Origin of the sequence: Mucilaginibacter sp. (assembly GCF_028288105.1) — a bacterium.
Taxonomy (GTDB): domain Bacteria; phylum Bacteroidota; class Bacteroidia; order Sphingobacteriales; family Sphingobacteriaceae; genus Mucilaginibacter.
This window is the reverse complement of sequence record NZ_JAQBOI010000301.1, coordinates 23,336-46,901: the sequence shown is the minus strand read 5'-3', so window position 1 is coordinate 46,901 and position 23,566 is coordinate 23,336. Positions and strand designations below refer to the sequence as shown.

Here is a 23,566-nt window from a genome sequence, read left to right as displayed (position 1 = left end):
CAATATTGCCATCCCTGGTTACTTTGCCCTTTATTTCTTGTTTTTGTCCATTAGCTATTACCTTAAATGTTGGCAGCTTTTTATCATCCATACGCGCAATTACCAGGCGGCATGTCAGCCGGTTATCACCTAAAATAGTAAAGGTTATTGGCTTTCTTTTTTGGCCAATAAATGATGAGGTTGGATAATCTACATATACCATAAAGTTTTCGTTGGGTACACGCAAATAGTGCCGGGGCAATATCCCAAATGCATTACCTGCACCGTAAACTTCTTGGCCAACTTCGCCGTTTTTCTCCCAACCATCGTGCATATCTTCCAACGCTATCCAAAGCTTAGGGTCAACCTCCCCTGTCTTTACCTCGTCTGACAGCATTTCTTTTGGCAGCATAGGTGGATAATAATATATGGCACGGTCCAATAAATATTTAATATACTCGGCCACTAACATCGAGATAGATGGCAAAATATCTTCGCCCTCGGCATGCCTTAAATAATCATGCAGGGCGCAAAAAACCTCCTGTTCTTCATAAACCGCGGTATAAGGCGCATCGCTTAGCGGGAACAGGCAAAAGAACGACGGAAAATTTTTACCGTATCCATAATTACATTCCCACAATTTTACATTCTTAAATATATTGGCAAGGCACAAATAGCTTAGTTCTTTATATAATTTATTCCCGGTAATTTTTGATAACCGAAGCAAGGCACCGGCAGAAAAAGCGGTATTATTTGCCTGATAAAATAGATCGAAACCTAATCCCTGCAGCTTTTTAGCGGCTTTTTCGGCTTCGTTCAGGTAGCGCTTCTTACCGGTTAGTTCATAAGCCTGCAGCATAACATGCGCGTATAGGCCAGGCACATCATGCTCGCCGCCTTTGCCCGGTGCGGTTTCGGCCTTAATAACTTCCAGGGTATCCATTTTGTAAAATACAGGCCAGTCATATTTAAAATGATGTGCTACTTTAATAGAATATTCCAGCGAATCTAAAAAGAGCTGCTTGGCCACCTTCTCGCCTTTTAACGCTAATCGCGATAGGTTAAGTAAGGGGTGATGCAGGTACCAGGAATCCATAGTGAGTGGTTCTTTTTGCTCTTCTTCACCTTCCAGCTTATCAGCCGCGGCAGGCAGCCATCGCATAATAGTTTTTAACTTTTCATCATAAAAAGTTGGCAAAGCTTCCTTTATGATCTTGGTTACATCCATTTTTTTACCGCCCCAATCCACATAATCCTGCAGGGGGAGCAATACAGCTAACTGCACCATAATTTCTGGTGGGGTAACATAATCGCTTACATAGGCATTAAAATAAGAATGGCCCGCCACCTGGCTCCAGCAACCCGGGCTTTCAATTAAATCATGCAACCCCTTCTCCAAAGTTTCGGGCCAGTCCTGGTACTTCGTATCTGGCTTAGGCAATTGCAGATAGGCCTGGGCAAGCAGGTTAAAGTATTGCTCAACCATAGCCGCTTCTTTTGCAGGCACTTCTTCATCAAACACTACAATGGCATCTGATATGGTTATCTCTTTATCAGCCTGCAGCGGTTTATCTAATGTCGGCGGCAATGCAAATCCAAGTTCGGGCCATTCGCCGCCTACGGTTTCACCGGCAGATGTTTGGGTTTGCTGGCAATAATCGTTTAGCGCAGAAAGATTTTGCAGATATAATACTGAACCAGATTTAGGCCCTGTTATGCTAAAATAAACCATGCCCGAGCGTGTGCCTATTTGTTTTGCCCATATTTTACCGGCGGTATTATCCGGTTCACCATCCCTGCCGGGGATAATTATATCACGCGGCCAAAATGGTATCAGCAGATCGGTGCGGGGTTTTAAAGTGGTGGTGTATCGTAAAGTGGTTTGAGCATCTACAGGGAATTGAATATTAACCGTTATATCGCCAATAACAGAATTAAGGAATAACTTTATGCCATTATCATTCTCTCTCTTGTTTCTAACTTCTAAACCGCCATCAGGGGAATAAGCGGCACGAAAAGCTATTAAATTTCCTTTTGGCCATATTACCAATACCCAAAGCGAATCGGTTGTGCAATGAATGCTAAATGCAAAAGCACCGCAATTTTTTGTGTAGATGCATGGCAGCGTGTTATCTGTAAAAATACGATTAGCTGCTACTACCCAGGGTGATATTCCGTTCATGAGTGATATTAGGTTGTTCCATCAAAAAACAGTCTTTATTTATAATTGTTTTTAAATTATCGTATTAATTAAAATGTGAATCTAAATTAAACATCTAACGCTTTCAATATTTCTTTAATGGATAAATGCGCCCCGCAAACAAACTCATCGGCAGCACCATAATACATGGTTATAGTATCACCATCGGGCTCAACTATGTGGCCGTTAGTAAATACTACGTGGCCAAAAAAGCCACTTACTTCATAAGGCTCGCTGGGTTCCATTATTGGGTCAATGGTTCTGGCCAGCACTATTGACGGATCATTAAGATCTAACAAAACCGCGCCTAAACAATAACGGTGATTTTTAGTGGCGCCATGGTATATTTCCAGCCAACCCTTTTCGGTTTTAATGGGCGCTGCCCCTGCGCCTACCCGGGCGCCATCCCACATGCCCTCGCGGGTTTTAACAATGCATTTGTGGTTGCCCCAATGTTCGCCATCAGGTGATTGTGCAATCCAGATATAGTTACCACCAATATCCACGCTGCTTGGGCGGTGCAGAGCATAGTATAAGCCGTTTATTTTTTCTTCAAAAATGGCAACATCCTTATTATGCGGCGGCAATATCATACCATGAGATTGAAAGTTTTTCCAATCGGTAGTAGTGCGCATACCAACACCTACGCCACTATCACTTACGGCGGTGAAAGTGAGATAGTACTGCCCTTCCAGATATGTTACCCGGCAATCTTCAATCCCAAATGTTTGTAAAGGGCCTGTACCAAACAGCTTGTTGTAACCTTCCGGTTCATGAAAATGTACACCATCATCGCTGCAAAGTAAGCGCAGGTGCGATAAGGTGGTTAAATAATCTACACCTTTATACCTTACCACCCGGGCATCGGTAGCAATAAGGTCAGAATCATCGAGGGCAATTTCCATTATTTGTGTTTCGCCGGTAGCGGTAAGTATAGGGAATGATACATGTACCTTACTTTGCTGTGGCCGCTCGGCAACGCGTATCAGCAGCCATATTTTACCATCAAACCTGAAAACACCTGGGTTTAACAAACAGGCAATATGTAAGCCTTCGCTGGTAGCTTTTAAATCTTTTGGGGATAGTAGGGGGTTCTGCGGAAAACGTTTTGCAATATCTGCCATAAATATATTTGTTACATTTTTATAACATTTTAGCTTTGTAATAGTTTATACGTAACTTTATTTGTTAGGAACACTGCCTCTGCCGTTCCCTATATTATCCGTAGCTGTCTAAAGTTTCCTGATAGATAATTATATTACACTTATTAATTAATTTCACCTTTCCAATATAAATTAATGGATGCCGTAACTACCAATGCAGAAGAAATAACACATCTGATAGCAAACACGAAACTGCCTTATGAATTATTTGACAACTTACCTGTTGCTATTTATACCTGCGATAAGGATGGTTATATAACTTCATTTAATAATGCGGCAGTAAAACTGTGGGGAAGAACCCCCGAAACAAATAAAGAACTATGGTGCGGTTCTTGGAAAATATTTAAACCAAACGGGCAGCCATTACCACTGGATACCTGCCCTATGGCACGCACTTTAAAAGAGGGGATTGCTATTGAAGGTGAAGAAATAATTATACAACGGCCCGACGGCGCACTGATTAATGTATTACCCTACCCTATTCCGATATTTGATGCTAATGGCACTATTACGGGCGCGGTAAATACGCTTATTGATATTACCGAGCAAAGAAACAGCGAGCGCAAGCAGGCTATGCTGGCTTCGATAATAACAACATCAGAGGATGCTATAATCAGCAAAACCCTTGATGGGATTGTTACCAGTTGGAACTATGGCGCCGAACAGCTGTTTGGATATACGGAAAGCGAAGCTATAGGGAGATCAATTACCATGTTGATACCCCAGGATAGGTTGATGGAGGAAACAGAAATTCTTAGTAAAATAAGAAAAGGTGAAAAGGTAGAACACTACAAAACATTACGGATGACTAAAAATGGCGTGGAGATACCCGTCTCTTTGGCTATATCACCCATGGTAGATACTAAAGGAAATATTATTGGCGCCTCAAAAATTGCCCGTAACGTTTCTAAACAACAATTGGCCGAACAAACCCTTCAGCAATATGCAGAAAACCTGGAAATACTGAACACTGTGGGTAAAGTGATATCAGAAAAGCTGGACGTACAGGAAATATTACAAAATGTTACCGACGCTACCACTATGCTGTCAGGCGCGGCATTCGGCGCGTTCTTTTATAATAAGCTGGATGAGGAAGGTGAATCATATATGCTTTACACGCTATCCGGCGCGCCGAGGGAGGCGTTTGAAAAATTTGGTATGCCACGTAATACAGATGTATTTGCGCATACTTTTAATGGCTTGGGCATAGTACGGGTTGATGATATAACAAAAGACCCGCGTTACGGCCATAACCACCCACATTACGGCATGCCTAAAGGCCATTTACCAGTGGTGAGTTACCTGGCAGTACCGGTTGTTTCTAAATCGGGCGCTGTTATAGGTGGTTTATTTTTGGGGCACCCGGAACCCGGGCGATTCACAAAAGAGCACGAAATATTGATATCTGGTGTAACATCGCAAGCAAGTGTGGCACTTGATAATGCCAAGCTGTATGAAGAGATACAGGTACTTAACTCTAAAAAAGATGAGTTTATTGGGCTTGCCAGCCACGAGCTAAAAACCCCTATGACCAGCCTTAACGGCTACCTACAAATTATAGACCGCAGCCTGCCTGCTGATGATAAAAATAAACTATTTATACAAAAGGCCTTATCACAGATAAATAAATTATCAGGCCTGATATCAGATCTGCTTGATGTTTCAAAAATAGAAGCAGGCAAATTACCATTTACTTATGCCGCATTTAACCTGCCTCAGCTTATTGAGGAGGTGGTTGACCTGATGCAGTATTCTACAAAATCGCACCGGATAATTATTTGTTCGGATATTAGTGACTTGCTTGTTAATGCTGACAGGCAACGTCTTGAACAGGTAATTATCAATCTAATTTCAAACGCTATTAAATATTCGCCACAGGCCGATCACGTAAATATATCTGTATCCAGGCAAAACGATAAAGCCGTTGTGGCAGTACAAGATTTTGGTATAGGCATCAAAAAAGAACAGCATGACCGCATTTTCTCGCGTTTTTATAGGGTAGATGATGTAGCCTCACATATATCCGGCCTGGGCATTGGCTTATATATTAGCAACGAAATTATAACCCGCCACCAGGGCAAATTTTCTGTAGATAGCGAAACGGGCAAAGGGTCAACGTTTAAATTTGAGATACCATTAGAGTAATAATAAACTTGCTTACAAGACCAGATTGATCCGGATTTAACAAATTCGGATTTTTTTTACCTTTTTATTTGCGTAACCAAATGGTATCATATATATTTGCGTAACCAATAGGTTACAGATTAATATGAGAAGAGATGTATTCCAGGCCATTGCCGATCCTACCCGTCGCCAGATCATCAATTTGCTTGCAGGGCAGCAACTAAATTTGAATGCTGTGGCCGATAATTTCGACATAAGCAGACCTGCTGTATCCAAGCATATTAAAATACTTACCGAATGTGGGCTTGTTATTATTAAACAACAAGGGCGCGAACGTTATTGCCGTGCCGATCTTAAAAAGCTGGAACAGGTAGCCAAATGGACGGAGCAATACCGCACATTTTGGACCAGTAAGCTGGATGCACTTGAAAATTTCCTGAATGAAGAACCAATAGAAACAAAACCAAAAAATAAATAAAATGGATGCAAAACCACTGATAGTTGAGCGTACGCTTAACGCACCCGTTAACCGTGTATGGCAAGCCCTTACCGATAACGATAAAATGAAACAATGGTATTTTCAGCTGGAAAGCTTTGAGCCACGTGTTGGCTTTGAATTTAGCTTTTCCGGCCAGGGAAGCAAGGGCGAAAGCTATAAACACAATTGCCGCATAACCGCAGTTGAACCCGAAAAAAAACTAAGTTATACTTGGGTATATGAAGGCTTTGAAGGTGCATCAGAAGTTAGTTTTGAGCTTTTCCCCGAAGATGATAAAACGCTTGTACGCATAACCCATACTGGGTTGGAGAGCTTTGCAGGGCACGGACCCGACTTTGCCACATCAAGCTTCACACAAGGTTGGAACCATATATTGGGCATAAGCCTTAAAGAATTTGTAGAAAAAGAAAACTAACAATAAAGCCCGGCCATAACCGGGCTTTATTGTTAAAAAAAAGACCAGCGAAAGCTTACGCTTTACACTGGTCTCGCATTTATATGATTTGCTTTATTATCTGCCGGTTGTACGTGGCACAGTTGGTGCTGCCGGCGGAGTTGTAGTTGGCGTTGTAGGCGCTGCTTTTGGCGTAGCCGGAGGTGTGCCTGTTGGTGTTGTAGGTGTGGTCGGCGGCATAGTTGGTGCAGTCGGCGTGGTTGGTGTACCGGTTGGCGGCACACTTGGATTAGGGCTTGGCACAGTCGGTGTGGTTGGTGTTGGGGTTGTTGGTACCGTAGGGTTAGTAGGACTGGTTGGCTCTGTTGGATTTGTTGGTGTTGTAGGGTAACTTGGTACTGTTGGTGTAGTAGGTGTTGTTGGCGTAGTTGTGGTAGGTGTGGTTGTGGTAGGTGTAGTCTTTTTTGTTTTAGACTTTTTAGGCACAGTATCCTGGTTAACAGTTAAGTTACCTGTTAGTAATAAGGCTTTATCCGTATTATGGCTGGTGTTATTTTTTGCCGTGGCATAGTTAAAGGCGCATGCAGCAATTGCCGTCGCCATTATTAAACTTATCCTTTTCATAATATTTTATTATTTAATGGGTTATATTTATTAACTATTGAATAACATTTTTACCGGCAAATAGTTTCGATCACCATAAAAAAGAAAGCCCGAACCTGGTGGTACGGGCTTATCTAACCTTCTAAAAAATAGTTAATTATAGGTAAAACCTTCTTCGATAGCGGTTGAAATGGTTCACGTTATTAATAATATTTATCGCGCAGCCACATCGCCACTTTCACCAGTATTATTAACGCTGGCACCTCCACCAGCGGCCCAATAACCCCGGCAAATGCCTCGCCGGAGTTGATGCCGAAAACCCCGATAGCAACCGCGATAGCCAGTTCGAAGTTATTCCCTGCAGCAGTAAAGGCTATGGACGCGTTCTTGGAATAATCGGCCCCCATAAATTTGCCGGCAAAAAAACTTACCAAAAACATGATAGCGAAATATATTATTAGGGGTATGGCAATTCTTATTACATCAAACGGGATCTGAACAATTAACTGCCCTTTTAGGCTGAACATTACCACAATAGTAAACAACAATGCAATGAGTGTAATAGGTGATATAACCGGCAGGAATTTTTGACTGAACCACTCCGCTCCTTTTAGTTTAATAAGCATGTACCTGCTAATAAGGCCTGCCGCGAATGGTATCCCCAGGTATATCCCTACAGATTTTGCTATTTCACCAATAGTGATGTTAACTACCTCGCTTTTCATCCCAAACAAAGGCAGCAATACCGTTATAAATACATAGGCATAAACGCTATAAAGCAAGATCTGGAAGATGCTGTTTAGCGCTACCAAACCCGCCGCATATTCACGATTACCCTCCGCCAGTTCGTTCCATACAATAACCATGGCTATACAGCGGGCAAGGCCTATAAGTATTAGCCCCACCATATAATCCGGCTTATCGTGCAGGAAAACAACGGCCAAAACAAACATCAGTATGGGGCCAACTATCCAATTCAAAAAAAGCGACAAGCTTAATACTTTGGTATTACGGAACACCTCACCTAAACTTTCATATTTTACTTTTGCCAAAGGCGGATACATCATTAATATCAACCCAATGGCTAACGGGATATTAGTAGTACCACTGGAGTAAGAATTAATAAATACCGGGGCCCATGGTACAAGGTAGCCTATGGCAACCCCAACTCCCATTGCCAGGAAGATCCATAAGGTAAGGTAACGGTCTAAAAAACTAAGCTTTTTCCGGTTAGCTGCGGGGGCGCAATTACTGGCGGTCATGTTATGTAATATGTTCTTTTACAAAATCAGCGGTATAACCCTTTATCATATCACGCACACGCTTAAACTCGTTCATTACTTCTTCGGTTGTGCCGGTTGACTTTGCAGGATCGGGAAAGTTATAATGAAAACGCTGCACATTCCCCGGGAAATACGGGCAAGCCTCATTGGCATTATCGCATACCGTTATCACATAATCAAACGGAATAACCAGATACTCATCCACATGGTTAGATGTATGTGCCGATATATCTATGCCATCATTCGCCATTACCTGTATGGCTTTTGGGTTAACGCCATGCGTTTCTATTCCGGCACTGTAAACATTCGCTTTATCGCCGGCAAAGTATCGCAGGTAACCTTCTGCTATTTGGCTGCGGCAACTGTTGCCGGTGCACAATACTAAAATATTTTTCATCGTAATTTTAATTAGCAGCAACCAGAGCCCGGTTCACAGCAGGCAACTGTAGCAGCCAGGTTTTGTAATTGTATTTTGGGTTTAACTTCCGCTACAGGGGTGCAGCATTCTTCACCTTTATCGTTAGTACCACAGCTGCCGCCACGTTCAATAGCCTTGCATTGTACAGCATCCGGGCGCAGGTCAACAATCAGGTTATCGCCATCAATAATAATATCTTTAGGAAACATTTGGCGGGTATCAAACTGCGAATTGCCAAACTCAATTTTAACAATACCGTTGGGGTTTAACGGCAATGCCTTTTCTACCAGTTCAACAATTGATAGTGCTTTGCTTACCTGCATAGCCCTATCCTGCTGCTGGCCTTGCGGTTCCCATAGCTGAACAATTATCTCTGTCCAGGCATTCATAACACCACCACAATCAACAGATGTTATTGGGGCTTGTTTAATTTCGGTTATGTGGTAAGCCGCATCTACCCATTGGTTTTCGGCATATTGAAACTGTAAAATAAGCCCAGGGCTGGCCTGTAATTGTTGCTTAAAAGCACTCCATTTTAAGTATTCCATCGTCATGTGTTTTAGCATACTCTATCGCAATATTACGATTGATTTGGTTAAAAAATTTTAGCAGCACTTATTCACGTCCTTGTACGACGCGAACATGGTATTTATTTCCTTTTGTAAATTGTTCCAGGCTTTGGGCTCAATGCAATAACACACGCTCACCCCTTCTATTGTGCCCTGTATAAGGCCGGCATTTTTCAGCTCTTTTAAATGCTGAGAGATAGTGGCTTGTGCCAGGCCCAGTTCATCTACCAGATCGCCGCAAATACAGGCATTAGCTTTTATAATATGTTGCAAAATGGCAATACGCGCCGGGTGTGCAATCGCTTTTAATTGCAAGGCCAGCTTATTTTGCTCATCGTTAAATATATCCGTTTTGGTAATGCCCATGTTATCTATCGCAATATTACGATTAATATTTAAAATACAAGATTTTTTCTTTTTTTTATTCTGATGTCTATTGTTTATTAGGGTTATATTGATTAGTTACAGTATATTTTTACAGGTAATGTGGGCGTTGCCTGCGGCCCGGGCTTTACGCTCATACTGCACGGGCATTAGCCACAGGCCGGTATCCGCTTCAATCCCTAACGCTTTTTATATCAACAATTTAGCCTTATTTCAAAATAACCTTTGTAGCGCCATAGCCAAACTTCTCTTTACGTGCATCCATAAAGGTTTGCACTTTAGGGTGTTTGCTTAACAGCTTATGCAATTCGTGTTTTAAGATCCCGTTGCCTGTACCGTGTATAAAAGTAATATCGGGCATCTGGTGTACAATGGCAGCATCCAAAGCTTTTTTAAAGTGATCTGTTTGTATATTCAAGATCTCGCTGCTGCTTAAAAACTGGTGGTCATCGCGCAATTTTTCTATATGCAGATCAAGCTCGCTTACCGGTTTGGCAACTGTTTGCGGCTTTTCTTCAGCTGGTTTAAAAAAGCTCTCTTTTAGTTTCTCGGCATCAATAATAAGTTCCGGCTCATCAAGCTGTATCATCCAGCCTTGTTGTTTTATATAAGGCACCAGCTTTTTAGCGCCCGAAAAATCTTTGGCTTTAAATTGCTCGCTAACATTTAGAGGATTTACCGATTCCTGGTTCTGTTTAGTAAAAAACAATACCTGGAATATAAATTTTGGCCACAGCTGCAGGTCGGATAGTTTTGCTGAATAAATTTTTGCAACCCCATTCGGCTCAACAATACCTGCAAACTCTCCTTTAAACTGCTTTTGCTGCTCGGTAGTAACAGATGCAAGTAACTGGTACGATGTTTCGTTTATGATATATAAATGCACAAGCGCGTTTGCTTTTGCATCGGCCACTACAGCAATATGCACGCCTTTGCTTTTAAATTCGCCTGCAGGCACTTTAATATCGGCAACATATTCTTCGTCGTGGCTTTCGGCACCATGGCCGTGTACATAAGTTACCTTACTGGCCAATACAGGTATTTCAAAATCATCCTCAACAGTAACGCCTATCATTTGCTCATCAATAATGCGGGTTACATAGCCTTCCAGCTTTTCATCAACAAACCGTACAAAATCGCCTAACTTATATCTCATTTTACAATAATAAGGAGCATTTATTAATATACCATAACACTAAGAATTAAACTTACATTTACTTAAAGAATCCTTTTTTAACAAAGAAAATTGATACTGTGTTTTCCATGTCACCATTAATTTTTATGCTATGGCACCTATTACCCCTCCCGCTCCTGACAATAATTATTTAAAGAAAATTTTCCTGCATCATTTAACCAGGATATACAATGGCAAACGCTTTTTACAGGAACGTACAAGCAGCCTTTTCAATCTGGCATCTTTTAAATCCCTTGAATTGGCTATAGGTGAATTTGGCGGTGACGTTAAAAACCAGATCAAACGCATGGAAGCTATTTATAAGCTAATAGGCGAAACACCATCCCCGGAGGTTTGTAACCCAATTAAATCTATAGTTAGAGATGAATTTTGTTTAGATGATGGCCAGGATATACCCTTACTGAACGATCTGGATATTATGCTTTACCTGCAAATATTGGAACATATTAACATCACATCGTACCGAATGCTGATAATGATAGCTAAGCTGTTAAAGTATAATGAGGTAACGCAACTGCTGACCGAGAACTTTGATGAATCTGCCGATAACGACATGCTATTTACGCTGATAGCTAAGGAATATATTACGAAGGATTAAAAGGATTGCTATATAAATACGAAACCGGACCATAAGCCCGGCTTCGTATAGTTATTTAATACCCCTACTAAAATAACTTACACAAAGGAAAATAATTTATGCCCCCCAAGCAAGCATTCCTTGTAACAATTCGTTTACCTAAGCAGTCTAAGGTTTACTGATATATATTCTACATTTGTTCTGTTGATCTTACAAAAAACTTATCATTTATTATGTTCAAAAAAATTCTGTTAACTGCAGCGTGTAGCATAGCGCTGTTACAATTACATGCGCAAAGCCTTTACATGCCACGTGATATTAAAAAGGCATACAATAATGGCACCCGCAGCGCCGATGGCAAACCCGGGGCTAAATACTGGCAAAATCACGCCCGTTACAACATCTCAATAACCGCGGCACCTCCGCTTAGCACAGTAAAAGGTATCGAAACCATTACCTACTTTAACAACAGCCCTGATACCCTAAAAAGGCTGAACATGAAACTGATACTAAATATTCACCGCCCGGGCTCTGCCAGGATGGGCGATGCCAGCCCGGATTATTTAACATCGGGCATTCAAATAGATAGCTTTATAGTTAGTGGCCAAAAAAAGGCGTGGAATAACGCGCAGGCAGCTACAACTAATCAGCAGGTTACCATACCAAAACCTTTAATGCCGCACGATTCGGTTAAGATGACCATTGCCTGGCATTTTGATGCTTCAAAAGAAAGTGGCCGCGAAGGGCAGATAGATTCGACAAGCTATTACCTGGCTTATTTTTACCCCCGTGTATCTGTTTATGACGATTACAATGGTTGGGACAGGGTAGCATTTGTTGATGCACAAGAGTTTTACAACGATTTTAACGATTACACCCTTAACGTAACCGTACCAAAAAACTTTGTGGTTTGGGCTACCGGTACTTTGCAAAACCCAACACAGGTACTGCAAAAAGAATTTGCTGATCGCCTGCAAAAGTCAATGACCAGCGACAGCACCATACATGTGGCTACTATTGAAGAAATTACCGGCAACAAGGTTACCACCCAAAACGCCATGAACACCTGGACATGGACTGCTACCGATATCAGTGACGTAGCTGTAGGCTTAAGCAACCATTACATTTGGGATGCAGGCAGTGTTATTGTTGATAGTAAAACCGGCAGGCGCTCGAGCATGCAGGCTGCTTACTCTGTTAAGGGTACCGATTTTAAACAATCTGTACAATATGGCCGTAATGCATTAGGTTGGTTCAGTCATAACTGGCCGGGTGTACCTTATCCGTTCCCTAAAATGACGGCTTTTCAGGGCTTTGCAGACATGGAATACCCAATGATGGTGAACGATAGCCAAATGGGCGACCCAAGCTTTGCACAGCTTGTACAGGACCATGAGATAGCACATACCTGGTTCCCTTTCTACATGGGTATCAACGAAACCCGCTATGCCTTTATGGACGAAGGTTGGGCTACTACTTTAGAATACCTGATTGGTACTGCCGAAAAAGGCAAGGAGAAAGCCGACGCGTTCTACAAACAGTTCCGTATTAACAGTTGGATCAACAACCGGTCGAGCAACCAGGATATTCCTGTTATTACCCAAACAAGCGAATTAACAACCGGTTATGGCAATAATGCTTATGGCAAGCCATCGTTAAGCTATTTAGCATTAAAAGATATGCTTGGCGATGACCTATTCAAAAAAGCACTGCACGGTTATATGGACAGATGGCATGGTAAACACCCCATCCCATGGGATTACTTTAACTCGATGAGCAATGTATCGGGCCGTAACCTTACCTGGTTCTTTAACAACTGGTTCTTTACAAATTACTATAACGATTTGGCCATTAAAACAGGTGTTACCGGTAAAGATGGTTATACCTTAACCGTTGCCAATATTGGCGGTTTCGCTATCCCGTTTGATGTGGTGATCACTTATACTGATGGCACTACTAAAACTATCCATAAAACCCCTGGGGTTTGGGAAGCCAACCAAAAACAAACACTGGTTACTTTTGCATCCGTAAGAGGTAAAAGCCTTAAATCGGTAACGTTAGATAACGGCATATACATGGATGCCAATACCAGCGATAATACCTGGGCACCTAAAGCTAAATAAGGCAGCCTGCTTTAATATTGAAACGCCCGCCGAAAGGTTGGGCGTTTTTTTTATTTTAATAAACCATGTCATTTCGAACGAGGTACGAGGAGAAATCTTGTTACTCCGTGCTTTTTCGTATGAACGGTCGGCAAGGTGCATTGAACAAGATTTCTCCTCGCCCTACGCTCAACCCCTGCCCGTGCTCGTTCGAAATGACATAGTTTGTTATAGCATGGTGGTTATAGATCCTTCGTTATCACTCAGGATAACAAAGTGATGCACAAAAAAAGCCCGGCTAATAGCCGGGCTTTTACACATGTATATTTAAATACCTTACGCGTTCTGGATAGAATTATTCCAGTCGTTAGCGGTACCTTTTACTTTTGATTTTGCGCTATCAGCGCCACTTTCAGCATAATCAGCAGCTTTTGATTTCGCGCTATTAATGGCATCTTCAGCATTACTTGCCGCGCCCGAAAACTTTGATTTTACCGAATCAACCGCATTACTGCCGTATTCTTTAATATTATCTGCAGTAGATTGCGCTTTGTTCTTTGCTTTGTCAACAAGGTCATTTACATAATCAGCAATATCGCCTCTTAGTTCTTCACCTTTTTCTGGGGCCAATAATAGTCCTAAAGCGGCACCCGCCGCAGCACCCACTAAAAGTGCTGCTATAATTTTTGCTTGATCTTTCATATTATTTACTTTTTAGTAGATGTTTTGTACCTAAGTAACAAATACCATACCGCTCTGTTTAAATAATTTACAAATAGTTTAAAGCCAAACCATCCGCATTGGTATAAACTTACAAGCTACACAAAGAGGTAGTATTTGTATTTTTGGTGATATGAGTTTGGAAATATTATCGGATCTACTACGATTAATATACTTCAGGAAAATATTTTACCTGGTAACGATTGTACTGGCTGCTATACTAATCGTACTTAAATATAAACTACTAAGCTATACAGACCGGAAGGAGAATTTACCAAAACGGATACTAAGGCATATGTTAGATACCTTAATACCTTTTGTGCTGGCCTTAATTGCAATAGCATCGATAATGTTTTGGATAAGCGGAAACGACTGATGGTTCAACCATCTATAAGACAAAAAAAAACATCCGCCTTAATGGGCGGATGCTTTCTGTAACATTTAGTGGATTAATATATAATTAAACAACTTTTACGTTTACTGCGTTTAAGCCTTTTCTTCCGTTTTCTACTTCGAACTCAACTTTATCGTTTTCACGAATTTCGTCAATCAGACCTGTTGAATGAACAAATACGTCGGCACCACCACCATCTGGGGTAATAAAACCAAAACCTTTTGTTTCATTGAAAAATTTTACTGTTCCTTCTTTTTGCATTATTTTATTTATTAAAGTGCGCAAGGTAGTTATAATTATCCACATTAAGTGCAAAAACCCGCAAAATGCAGGTGGCATTAGAATATAGCTGCATCATATTTACTTAAATATTAATATAGATTTTTTAATTAAATAGTGATACTTTGTATCATTATTTAATTACCTGCGTATAGATATATAACATATCTTACCAACTAAGCCTTAACATTTGAAACCTATCTACATTTTTTTGACTGTGATCTTCTGCCTTGGCTTGTCATCATGCGCCAGGCGTGTTTATTTCCCGGCTATTTATCAAAATGATATCCAATACATGGTTAAACCACATTCTACCGATTCTGTTAAAACAGGTATTTATGCCGCGGGTACTTATTTACTTCAGGAAACCTTGAGTTCCGGGGGCAGTATAAATAGTGGATTGCTTAATATATACCGTTCTCATACTGTTCCTAATTTCAACTTCAGCTATGGCATATTGGGCTTTTTTGGAAGCTATGCTAAGGACAGCTCCGACACCCATATTACCGCCGGAAGTAAATCATTTACAGGCTTTGGTGTAAATGGCTCTGTATCTTATTACAAAAACTTTGGTGAAGTAGACTGGCGAATAATTGGTACCGACCTGGTTTACACGCATGAGAGTGGTAATTATCTCAATTTTCGCAGGGCTATTGCACACGACCCCGACGTGATCAGTGCAACACAGGCAGGCTTGTTTACCTATGGCATATTCAGTGAATTAGCCATAAAGCCAAACCAGAACTTAAACGTGGGGGTAAAATTGTTCTTCAGTAAAACGGCAGGTAAAATTACCCGTACAGATTTGTATGACAATCAATATTTCGATTCCATAATAGGGACTACCGGTTCTTTAGGGTACAAAAAAATAACAGGCCACGCAACGCTTGCTACCACCAGGCTGTTTACAAATGTATCTTTTCAAATGGGCTTAGCTTACCGGTTCTGAATAAACAGATTGCACATGATCGCGCAGGTTATAGTTAGATGCCATCACCTCGCCATAAGCACCCGCTGTGCGGATGGCTATCAGGTCGCCACGATATGATTGCGGCAGGTCAACATCTTTCCTAAAACAATCCGTACTCTCACAGATAGGACCAACAACGTCGTATTTTATTTGAGGTGCGGGGTGCGGGGTGTCCGGTGCGTCTGCTCCTTCACTCTTCGCTTCACTGTCCCTACTCAAGTTCTCAATAGTATGATACGCCTGGTAAAGCATCGGCCTCATCAGCTCCGTCATACCGGCATCTAAAATCAGAAAGTTCTTTTTCTGCCCGTTCTTTACATAAAGCACCCTTGATATCAACGACGCTGATTGTGCAACCAAAGCTCGGCCCAGTTCAAAATGCACCTCCTGTCCCGGTTTAACATTCAAAAACTTGCTGAAAACTTTAAAATAGCTTTCAAAATCGGGGATGGTGTTAGTATCAGGGTTGTAATAATCTACCCCAAGACCACCACCGGTATTTAATATTTTAATGGCAAAGCCGTGGTTTTCAAACCAGTCCTGCATTTCGTTAATGCGGATGCACAGGCTGCGGTAAACTTCCATATCGGTAATTTGCGAACCTATATGAAAGTGGATACCTAAAAATTTCAGATTAGCACATTTGCGAAGCATCTCGGCAACATCATTTAGCTGCCAGGTATTAATGCCGAACTTATTCTCGTCCAGCCCTGTAGTAATAAAGTGGTGGGTATGCGCGTCAACATTAGGGTTAATACGGATAGCGATACCGGCAACCTTATTTTTGGCTTTCGCCAGATCATTAATGATCTCCAGTTCCTGTACCGATTCTACATTGAAGCAAAAAATATCAGCATCAAGCGCTAAATTGATCTCTTTATCAGACTTACCTACCCCCGCGAATACCACTTTGCCCTTATCAAAGCCATGCTCCATTGCCGATTTTACTTCGTTACCGCTTACGCAATCGGCACCAAAACCAAAAGACTGGATCATATCAACCACTTTGGGGTTAAAGTTAGCCTTCATGGCATAATGCACATGGAAACCATATTTTGATGATGCATCCCTGCAGGCATCAAGGGTATTGCGCAAAACACCCATATCGTAATAATAGAATGGGGTTTCTGTATCGTTAAAGCGCTGTATTGTATTGTTATTGAACATCTTTTGTTAAGTCAAAATTAAAAAGTCAAAAGTCAAAAATTGACTGTCTAAAAAACCGCGTTATTGCGAGGAATTAGCTTCACCCTGCCCTTTCCAAAGAAGAGGGTTCTAAAAGCTTTTCTCCTGCAATACGCCGGACGTATTGTATATTAAGCCCTCTCCTTGGAGAGGGTTGGGTGAGGCTCTTAAAACAGCCTGCTGTGCAAGCTTCTTAGCACCTCTGTTTTTTCTTCTGTTTTAACCAGTAGCGACATATTATGATCGCTGCCACCGTATGATATCATCCTAACCGGGATATGTTTAACAGCCTCTAAAACGCGGGCTGCGTAACCATGCTTTTCGGCGCCAAAATCACCTACCACACAAATAATAGTATGGTTCACATCAATTTCAACCGAGCCAAAAGCGCCCAGTTCGGCAGTTATCTCACCTAAATAGGTAGTATCATCAATAGTTAAAGATACCGCCACTTCAGATGTGGTTATCATATCTATCGATGTACGATACCGCTCAAACACCTCAAATACGCGGCGTAAAAAGCCATGTGCCAGCAGCATACGGCTACTTTGTATCTTAATAGCGGTGATGCCATCCTTAGCGGCAATAGATTTTATTTTATCCTTTTCGCTGGTATTAGTTATCAGCGTACCGGCAGCCTGCGGGTCCATTGTATTTAACAAACGTACAGGGATCTTATATTTTTGCGCCGGGAAAACACTTTGCGGGTGCAGTATCTTGGCACCAAAGTAAGCAAGCTCGGCAGCTTCATCAAATGATAGCTGGGCAATCGGTTTGGTATTGCTCACAATACGCGGATCGTTATTATGCATACCGTCAATATCTGTCCATATCTGCACTTCCTCGCTGTGGATACCCGCCCCTATTAATGACGCGGTATAATCGCTGCCGCCACGGCGCAGGTTATCAATTTCGCCAAAAGCATTACGGCAAATAAAACCCTGGGTAATAAAAAGGTTCACATCCGGGTGTTTATCCAGCAGTGGTGTAAGCTCGGTAGTGATGTGGTCAACAATAGGCTCGCTATCCTCATCCGTTTTCATAAACTCCAGCGCTGGCAGTAATACCGATGGTACACCAATTTCTTTCAGGTAAATATGATACAACGTGGTTGATAACAACTCACCCTGTGCCAGTATAATTTTATCTTCTATGGGGGTAAACAGGTCGTTAGCAAAACTGCTTAATAACCTAAAGTGATAATCAATAACTTCTTTACCCTGTTCTAATGTTTCGGGCTTCTTTAAAAGCTCCTTTATAACAACCTCGTACTTATCCTTTAATGTTGCAATTAAAGCTGCCGCCTTTGCCTTATCATTTGTAAGGTAGGCATGGCCAATTTCTACTAAATTATTGGTAGTGCCCGACATGGCCGATAACACTACAATTTGCCTTTCCTGGGGGTTTATTATATCCAGTAGCTTCTGCATACGAGCGGCACTTCCGACCGATGTTCCGCCAAATTTTAAAACTTTCATTATTTGTTTCCGTTTACCATAAAACATTAATATTCTTGTATGAATATTGAGGCGCTAAAAATAGGATTTTAAACCACTTATATCTAAGATGAGCAAAATAAAATTTGGAACAGACGGTTGGAGAGCGATCATTGCTGACGACTTTACTGTTGAAAACGTAAAACGGGTGGCCTATGCAACTGCATTGTGGCTAAAGCAAAACTTCGAAAACCCAAGCGCCGTGATAGGCTGCGACCCGCGTTTTGCAGGGCCACTATTTGCCGATGTAACCACAACTGTGCTTGCATCGCAGGGCATTAAGGTTTTCCGTGCCGAAAACATGTTTATATCTACCCCAATGATATCGTTGGGTACCGTGCGCAAACAGGCATCGGCAGGTATAATAATTACGGCAAGCCATAACCCGCCTGCATACAATGGATATAAGATAAAAGCATTTTACGGTGGCCCGGCTACCCCCGATGATATTGAAAAAGTAGAATCGCAGATCCCGGAAACCATTAACCTGGAGCTAAAATCGGTTACCGATTATGTAACCGAAGGCCTGGTGGAATACATCGACCTGGAGGATATGTACGTAGAACATGCCGAAGCCAACTTCGATATCCCTGCCATTCGCGATAGTGGCTTACAGTGGGCTTACGACGCCATGTACGGTGCCGGGCAAAATGTAATGCGCCGCCTGTTCCCGGATATTACTTTTCTGCACAGCGATTATAACCCAAGCTTTGATGGCCAGGCCCCCGAGCCTATCCAGCGTAACCTGCAGGAGTTTGAGCAGTTAATTAAACTATCTGAAGGTGAAATTGCATCTGGTTTAGTTACCGATGGTGATGCCGATCGTATTGGCTTATATGATGGCGAAGGTAACTTTGTTGATTCGCACCATATACTTTTATTGCTGATACATTACATGCACAAAGTAAAAGGCGAAAGCGGCGAGGTATATTCTACCTTTTCGTGTACCAGCAAAATTCAAAAACTTTGTGATGCTTACGGGCTGAACAATACGGTTACCAAAATTGGCTTTAAATATATTTGCGACCTGATAGTGAATAGCGGCAAACCATTTATGGTTGGCGGCGAAGAATCTGGCGGTATAGCGGTTAACGGTCACATCCCAGAGCGCGACGGCGTTTGGATAGGGTTAATGATATGGGAATTTATGGCAAAAAGCGGCCGCAGCTTAAAAGACCTTGTACAGGAAATTTATGATGTGGTAGGTAAATTCGCGGTAGAACGTTACGATTTGCATGTTACCGAAGAGAAGAAACAACAGATCATCAGTAACTGCAAAAGTGGCTATAGCGCCTTTGGCAACCTAAAAGTTGACAGAACCGAAGACCTGGATGGTTATAAATTCTTCTTTGAAGATGAAACCTGGGTAATGATCCGCCCATCGGGTACCGAGCCTGTACTACGTGTATACGCTGAAGCACCAACCACTGCCGAATCTATCCGCATACTGGATACCGTAAAAGCAGAATTGTTGAAATAAACCGGGATTTACCCGATTTAACGGATTTATAGATTTTAAAAGGCTTGCTTCGGCAGGCCTTTTTTGGTCTCACCCTGCCCTCTCCAAAGGAGAGGGTTCTAAGCCAATCATCTTCAGCTCCCTCTCCTTTGGAGAGGGTTGGGGTGAGGCTTCGTCGCAATGCAAAAACTTTTTCCTAACTTCATGGTGATATATCATCCAATCCGCGCACTTATAATAAAACGCAGGTATCATGGTAAAAATGATTAATAGGGAACAATTACTGATGGAGCTTTATAAAAGCGCCTTCCCCCCGGTGGCTAAATATGTGGCCAGGCTGGGCGGCACGCTTGATGATGCTAAGGATGTTTTCCAGGATGCACTGGTGATCTATTACGAAAAAGCAGTTGCCGGGGATTTAGTCGCAAAGGATAATAAAGCCTATCTACTGGGCATTGCCAAACACCTTTGGTTTAAAAAGTTCCGGGAAGATAATAACACGCTGCCTTTACAGGATGACCTGCTAAACATAACTGATGAAGCCGACCAGCAGATCTCATCCAACAAAGTTTTACAATACCTGGAAACCGCCGGTAAGCGATGTATGGAGCTACTTAGCGCATTTTATTATCATAAGCTACCCATGAAAGATATTGCAGGTCTGTTTGGTTACGCCGGTGAACGCTCAGTAACCGTGCAGAAATATAAATGCCTGGAAAAAGTAAGAGAAACCGTTAAAGAACAATCATTGACTTATGCGGACTTCATTGAATAACATAAAAGAGGTAGACGACCACCTGCTTGGCCTTTCTGCTCCGCAGGATAGCCTACTGTTCGAGGCGAAGATTATTCTGAACCCCGAATTGCAATTGAATGTGATGTGGCATAAGCAAACCCTTAACCTGGTGCAGCAATATGGCCGCGAACAGTTATGTGCCGATATTGAGGCCGTTCACAACAAGCTTTTTACCCGGCCCGAGCACCTAATCTTCAGGCAAAATATACTGCGCTTTTTTAAACGCTAATCTAAAATTTATAAAAATGAATACTAACGAGTTCCGCAAATACGCGGTAAGGCATTGCTATGTCCAAAGTTTACATGTGGATAGATTTATAGCCCAGGTAAATAACACCCGTATTACCAGCCAAACACCCGCCATTATGGAAGAGCGACAAATGAATATCACCCAAATGGATGTGTTCTCGCGCCTAATGATGGACCGGATCATATTCCTGGGGACAGCGGTGGACGACCACGTGGCAAACATTATACAGGCGCAGTTGCTCTTCCTGCAATCTACCGATGCTAAACGCGATATTCAGATCTATATCAATTCGCCGGGTGGTTCGGTATATGCCGGATTGGGCATTTACGATACCATGCAGTTCATCTCGCCCGATGTGGCAACCATTTGTACGGGCATGGCAGCATCCATGGCGCAGGTATTACTGTGCGCAGGCACACAGGGCAAGCGGGCTGCTCTGCCCCACTCCAGGATAATGATGCATCAGCCGTCAGGTGGAGCGCAGGGCGTGGCATCAGATATCGAAATAGCTGCCCTGCAAATTGCCAAAATGAAACAGGAACTTTCCGAAATCACCGCCAAACATACCGGGCAGGATTACGAAACCGTTTACCGCCTATCCGACCGCGACCATTGGATGATAGCCGCCGAAGCCCAGGAATTTGGAATGATAGATGAGATTTTGGGTGCTAAGGAGTAATTAAACGATTATAGATTTGACAACTTTTAAAAAGTTGTCAAATCTTCCCTGTTCAGGATGACAAAAAAGCGAGGGGTGTCATCCTGAGCTTGTCGAAGGACGCGCGGTATGCATAGTCCGCCAATGGTTCGACAGGCTCACCATGACATCGTTCCCGCATGCAAAGTAACGCAAGGTCCGCGATGCTATACCTTGTAGCGACAACAATTAAATCATAAATAATGGTGGCGATATTTTGTCAGTAGCCAATTTCAATACAAGTGATTAACAGCCGTTTACAGGCGTTCAGGGGGCGGCCACGGCCGTGAACATGAACACTTCTCACCTTCACTACGTTCAGGATGACAAATAAATCAGCCATGCCAATTTCCCTTAATAATTTAACAATTACCTTTACTTTCTCTTCAAAAAATAATCGCTTACTTTGGGTTTAACAACAGTGTTCCCATGAAGAAACTTCTTACCGCTGCCCTCCTGCTAACTTGTATCATTTATAAAACATCGGCGCAAAACAACAGTGTGCTCACCACAACCGCTAATTACTCCGAACTACAGCAAAAATTTGTCGACCTAAAATTCGGCATGTTCATCCATTTTAACATGCCTACCTATATGGATGCCGATTGGCCTGATCCGGAAGCAGCCGTGTCCAACTTCAACCCTAAAAAACTAAATGCCGACCAATGGGCTAAAGCGGCAAAAAGCGCTAACATGACCTACGGTTGCTTAACTACCAAACACCACAGCGGCTTTTGTATTTGGGATACCAAAACAACAGATTATAATGTGATGAACAGTCCGCTGAAACGCGATGTGGTAAAGGAATATGTAGATGCGTTTCGTAAGAACGACCTTAAAGTGATGCTGTATTATAGCATACTGGATACGCATCACAAATTGCGCCCGCATACCATCACCCAAAAACATTTTGAGATGGTGAAGGCCCAGCTTACCGAATTGCTTACCAAATACGGCAAAATAGAAGCTATTATTATAGATGGTTGGGATGCCCCATGGTCGAGGATCAGTTATGATGATATCAATTTTGAGGATGTGTACCACCTGATAAAATCTCTCCAGCCGGATTGTGTGCTGATGGACTTGAACGGCGCCAAATATCCTGCCGAAGGCTTGTTTTATAGCGATATTAAAACCTATGAAATGGGTGCCGGTCAGCGTATTTCCAAAGAGAATAACATTATGCCATCGCTAGCTTGTTTGCCGCTCCAAAGCAGTTGGTTCTGGAAAACAAACTTCCCTACCACGCCTGTAAAAGATGCCGCCAAAATGGTGACCGAGCTAACTACATTGAATAATGCAGATTGTAATTTCATCCTGAACGTTGCACCAAACCGCGACGGGTTATTTGACGATAATGCTTTAGCCGCACTTAAAGAGATAGGTAAACTTTGGAAAAACGACGGCCCGGCACCAAAGCTGGCCGCTACGGGTTCGCCTATTATCTCTTCTAACCTGGCTAAAAACAAACCGTCAAACTCCAGCTGGAGTGATGATATGAACATTATGGATTTTGCCAACGATGACGACTTCACAACATCGTGGACATCAAATGCAAGTGTTAAAACCCCATGGTACGAAATAGATTTTGGGCATGACACTGAGTTTAACGCTATTGCTTTAACCGAGGCAAAACCAAACATAACCAGTTATCATTTAGAATATCTGCATAATGGTGTTTGGAAACCAATTTTGAACGGCAATACTATCTGCCGCGTAAAGATCCACCGCTTTAACCGCGTTTGGGGTACTAAAATACGGGTAACTATTGACAAGGCCGACAGCCGGGTTTCTATAGCCGAGTTTGGGGTTTATAACGAGAGAAGATAG

At 42.2% G+C, this 23,566-nt stretch carries 23 protein-coding genes; 11 read left to right on the top strand and 12 right to left on the bottom strand.

Annotated elements, in window-relative coordinates; translation table 11 throughout:
* Together JWQ85_RS20155 and JWQ85_RS20150 are read right to left on the bottom strand one after the other, a co-directional pair.
* A partial coding sequence (locus JWQ85_RS20155; RefSeq protein WP_299471201.1) for a hypothetical protein occupies window positions 1-2,161 on the bottom strand: 2,161 nt, incomplete at its 3' end.
* Window positions 2,162-2,247: 86 nt separating this feature from the next.
* Window positions 2,248-3,303 carry a glycoside hydrolase family 130 protein gene (locus JWQ85_RS20150; protein WP_299471199.1) on the bottom strand — a complete coding sequence of 352 codons (1,056 nt, stop codon included), beginning with the start codon at window positions 3,301-3,303 and terminating at the stop codon, window positions 2,248-2,250.
* Window positions 3,304-3,477: 174 nt separating this feature from the next.
* Here JWQ85_RS20150 and JWQ85_RS20145 point away from each other — a divergent pair, with 174 nt between their 5' ends.
* The 3 genes from JWQ85_RS20145 to JWQ85_RS20135 all read left to right on the top strand — a co-directional run bounded on the left by JWQ85_RS20145 (window position 3,478) and on the right by JWQ85_RS20135 (window position 6,380).
* A complete protein-coding gene (locus JWQ85_RS20145; protein ID WP_299471197.1) occupies window positions 3,478-5,487 on the top strand; it encodes a PAS domain S-box protein in 2,010 nt (669 codons plus the stop codon).
* A 124-nt stretch (window positions 5,488-5,611) separates the two neighbouring features.
* Window positions 5,612-5,944 carry a helix-turn-helix transcriptional regulator gene (locus tag JWQ85_RS20140; protein ID WP_299471195.1) on the top strand — a complete coding sequence of 111 codons (333 nt, stop codon included), beginning with the start codon at window positions 5,612-5,614 and terminating at the stop codon, window positions 5,942-5,944.
* 1 nt (window position 5,945) lies between these two features.
* Window positions 5,946-6,380 (top strand): SRPBCC domain-containing protein, encoded by a 435-nt coding sequence (locus tag JWQ85_RS20135; RefSeq protein WP_299471193.1) that lies wholly within the window; start codon window positions 5,946-5,948, stop codon window positions 6,378-6,380.
* Window positions 6,381-6,476: 96 nt separating this feature from the next.
* Here the strand turns inward: JWQ85_RS20135 and JWQ85_RS20130 are convergent, their stop codons facing one another.
* The 6 genes from JWQ85_RS20130 to JWQ85_RS20105 all read right to left on the bottom strand — a co-directional run bounded on the left by JWQ85_RS20130 (window position 6,477) and on the right by JWQ85_RS20105 (window position 10,772).
* On the bottom strand, window positions 6,477-6,983 hold the full coding sequence (locus JWQ85_RS20130; protein ID WP_299471191.1) for a hypothetical protein: 507 nt from the start codon (window positions 6,981-6,983) through the stop codon (window positions 6,477-6,479).
* A 182-nt stretch (window positions 6,984-7,165) separates the two neighbouring features.
* On the bottom strand, window positions 7,166-8,224 hold the full coding sequence (gene arsB / locus JWQ85_RS20125) for an ACR3 family arsenite efflux transporter (RefSeq protein ID WP_299471190.1): 1,059 nt from the start codon (window positions 8,222-8,224) through the stop codon (window positions 7,166-7,168).
* A 1-nt stretch (window position 8,225) separates the two neighbouring features.
* Window positions 8,226-8,642 (bottom strand): arsenate reductase ArsC, encoded by a 417-nt coding sequence (locus JWQ85_RS20120; protein ID WP_299471189.1) that lies wholly within the window; start codon window positions 8,640-8,642, stop codon window positions 8,226-8,228.
* An 11-nt stretch (window positions 8,643-8,653) separates the two neighbouring features.
* A complete protein-coding gene (locus JWQ85_RS20115) occupies window positions 8,654-9,211 on the bottom strand; it encodes a DUF6428 family protein (protein ID WP_299471187.1) in 558 nt (185 codons plus the stop codon).
* Window positions 9,212-9,268: 57 nt separating this feature from the next.
* A complete protein-coding gene (locus JWQ85_RS20110; RefSeq protein WP_256539227.1) occupies window positions 9,269-9,598 on the bottom strand; it encodes a helix-turn-helix transcriptional regulator in 330 nt (109 codons plus the stop codon).
* Window positions 9,599-9,824: 226 nt separating this feature from the next.
* Window positions 9,825-10,772 carry a DUF2027 domain-containing protein gene (locus JWQ85_RS20105; RefSeq protein ID WP_299471184.1) on the bottom strand — a complete coding sequence of 316 codons (948 nt, stop codon included), beginning with the start codon at window positions 10,770-10,772 and terminating at the stop codon, window positions 9,825-9,827.
* A 130-nt stretch (window positions 10,773-10,902) separates the two neighbouring features.
* Between JWQ85_RS20105 and JWQ85_RS20100 the strand changes: the two genes are divergently transcribed.
* Together JWQ85_RS20100 and JWQ85_RS20095 are read left to right on the top strand one after the other, a co-directional pair.
* Window positions 10,903-11,409 carry a DUF892 family protein gene (locus JWQ85_RS20100; RefSeq protein WP_299471182.1) on the top strand — a complete coding sequence of 169 codons (507 nt, stop codon included), beginning with the start codon at window positions 10,903-10,905 and terminating at the stop codon, window positions 11,407-11,409.
* A 212-nt stretch (window positions 11,410-11,621) separates the two neighbouring features.
* Window positions 11,622-13,511 (top strand): M1 family metallopeptidase, encoded by a 1,890-nt coding sequence (locus JWQ85_RS20095; protein ID WP_299471180.1) that lies wholly within the window; start codon window positions 11,622-11,624, stop codon window positions 13,509-13,511.
* Window positions 13,512-13,826: 315 nt separating this feature from the next.
* Here the strand turns inward: JWQ85_RS20095 and JWQ85_RS20090 are convergent, their stop codons facing one another.
* Complete coding sequence (locus tag JWQ85_RS20090; protein ID WP_299471178.1) at window positions 13,827-14,192, bottom strand: YtxH domain-containing protein; 366 nt, start codon at window positions 14,190-14,192, stop codon at window positions 13,827-13,829.
* A gap of 478 nt (window positions 14,193-14,670) precedes the next feature.
* A complete protein-coding gene (locus JWQ85_RS20085; RefSeq protein WP_067057762.1) occupies window positions 14,671-14,865 on the bottom strand; it encodes a cold-shock protein in 195 nt (64 codons plus the stop codon).
* Between the two features lie 208 nt (window positions 14,866-15,073).
* Here JWQ85_RS20085 and JWQ85_RS20080 point away from each other — a divergent pair, with 208 nt between their 5' ends.
* Entirely contained in the window at window positions 15,074-15,832 is a 759-nt protein-coding gene (locus JWQ85_RS20080; protein ID WP_299471175.1) for a hypothetical protein, read from the top strand.
* On the opposite strand, the gene lysA is transcribed toward JWQ85_RS20080, so the two are convergent.
* Window positions 15,815-17,020: a diaminopimelate decarboxylase gene (lysA, locus tag JWQ85_RS20075; protein WP_299471173.1), complete on the bottom strand. Its 1,206-nt coding sequence runs from the start codon at window positions 17,018-17,020 to the stop codon at window positions 15,815-15,817. The genes JWQ85_RS20080 and lysA overlap by 18 nt on opposite strands.
* A 185-nt stretch (window positions 17,021-17,205) precedes the next feature.
* Window positions 17,206-18,516: an aspartate kinase gene (locus JWQ85_RS20070; RefSeq protein ID WP_299471171.1), complete on the bottom strand. Its 1,311-nt coding sequence runs from the start codon at window positions 18,514-18,516 to the stop codon at window positions 17,206-17,208.
* An 88-nt stretch (window positions 18,517-18,604) separates the two neighbouring features.
* Between JWQ85_RS20070 and JWQ85_RS20065 the strand changes: the two genes are divergently transcribed.
* The 5 genes from JWQ85_RS20065 (at window position 18,605) to JWQ85_RS20045 (ending at window position 23,566) form a co-directional block, all read left to right on the top strand.
* Window positions 18,605-20,014 carry a phosphoglucomutase/phosphomannomutase family protein gene (locus JWQ85_RS20065; protein WP_299471169.1) on the top strand — a complete coding sequence of 470 codons (1,410 nt, stop codon included), beginning with the start codon at window positions 18,605-18,607 and terminating at the stop codon, window positions 20,012-20,014.
* Between the two features lie 232 nt (window positions 20,015-20,246).
* On the top strand, window positions 20,247-20,768 hold the full coding sequence (locus JWQ85_RS20060) for a sigma-70 family RNA polymerase sigma factor (protein ID WP_299471167.1): 522 nt from the start codon (window positions 20,247-20,249) through the stop codon (window positions 20,766-20,768).
* Complete coding sequence (locus JWQ85_RS20055; protein ID WP_299471165.1) at window positions 20,761-21,018, top strand: hypothetical protein; 258 nt, start codon at window positions 20,761-20,763, stop codon at window positions 21,016-21,018. The genes JWQ85_RS20060 and JWQ85_RS20055 overlap by 8 nt, the downstream gene beginning before the upstream one ends.
* A 10-nt stretch (window positions 21,019-21,028) precedes the next feature.
* Window positions 21,029-21,718: a ClpP family protease gene (locus tag JWQ85_RS20050; protein ID WP_299471203.1), complete on the top strand. Its 690-nt coding sequence runs from the start codon at window positions 21,029-21,031 to the stop codon at window positions 21,716-21,718.
* A 447-nt stretch (window positions 21,719-22,165) separates the two neighbouring features.
* Window positions 22,166-23,566, top strand: a complete 1,401-nt coding sequence (locus JWQ85_RS20045; protein ID WP_299471163.1) for an alpha-L-fucosidase — start codon at window positions 22,166-22,168, stop codon at window positions 23,564-23,566.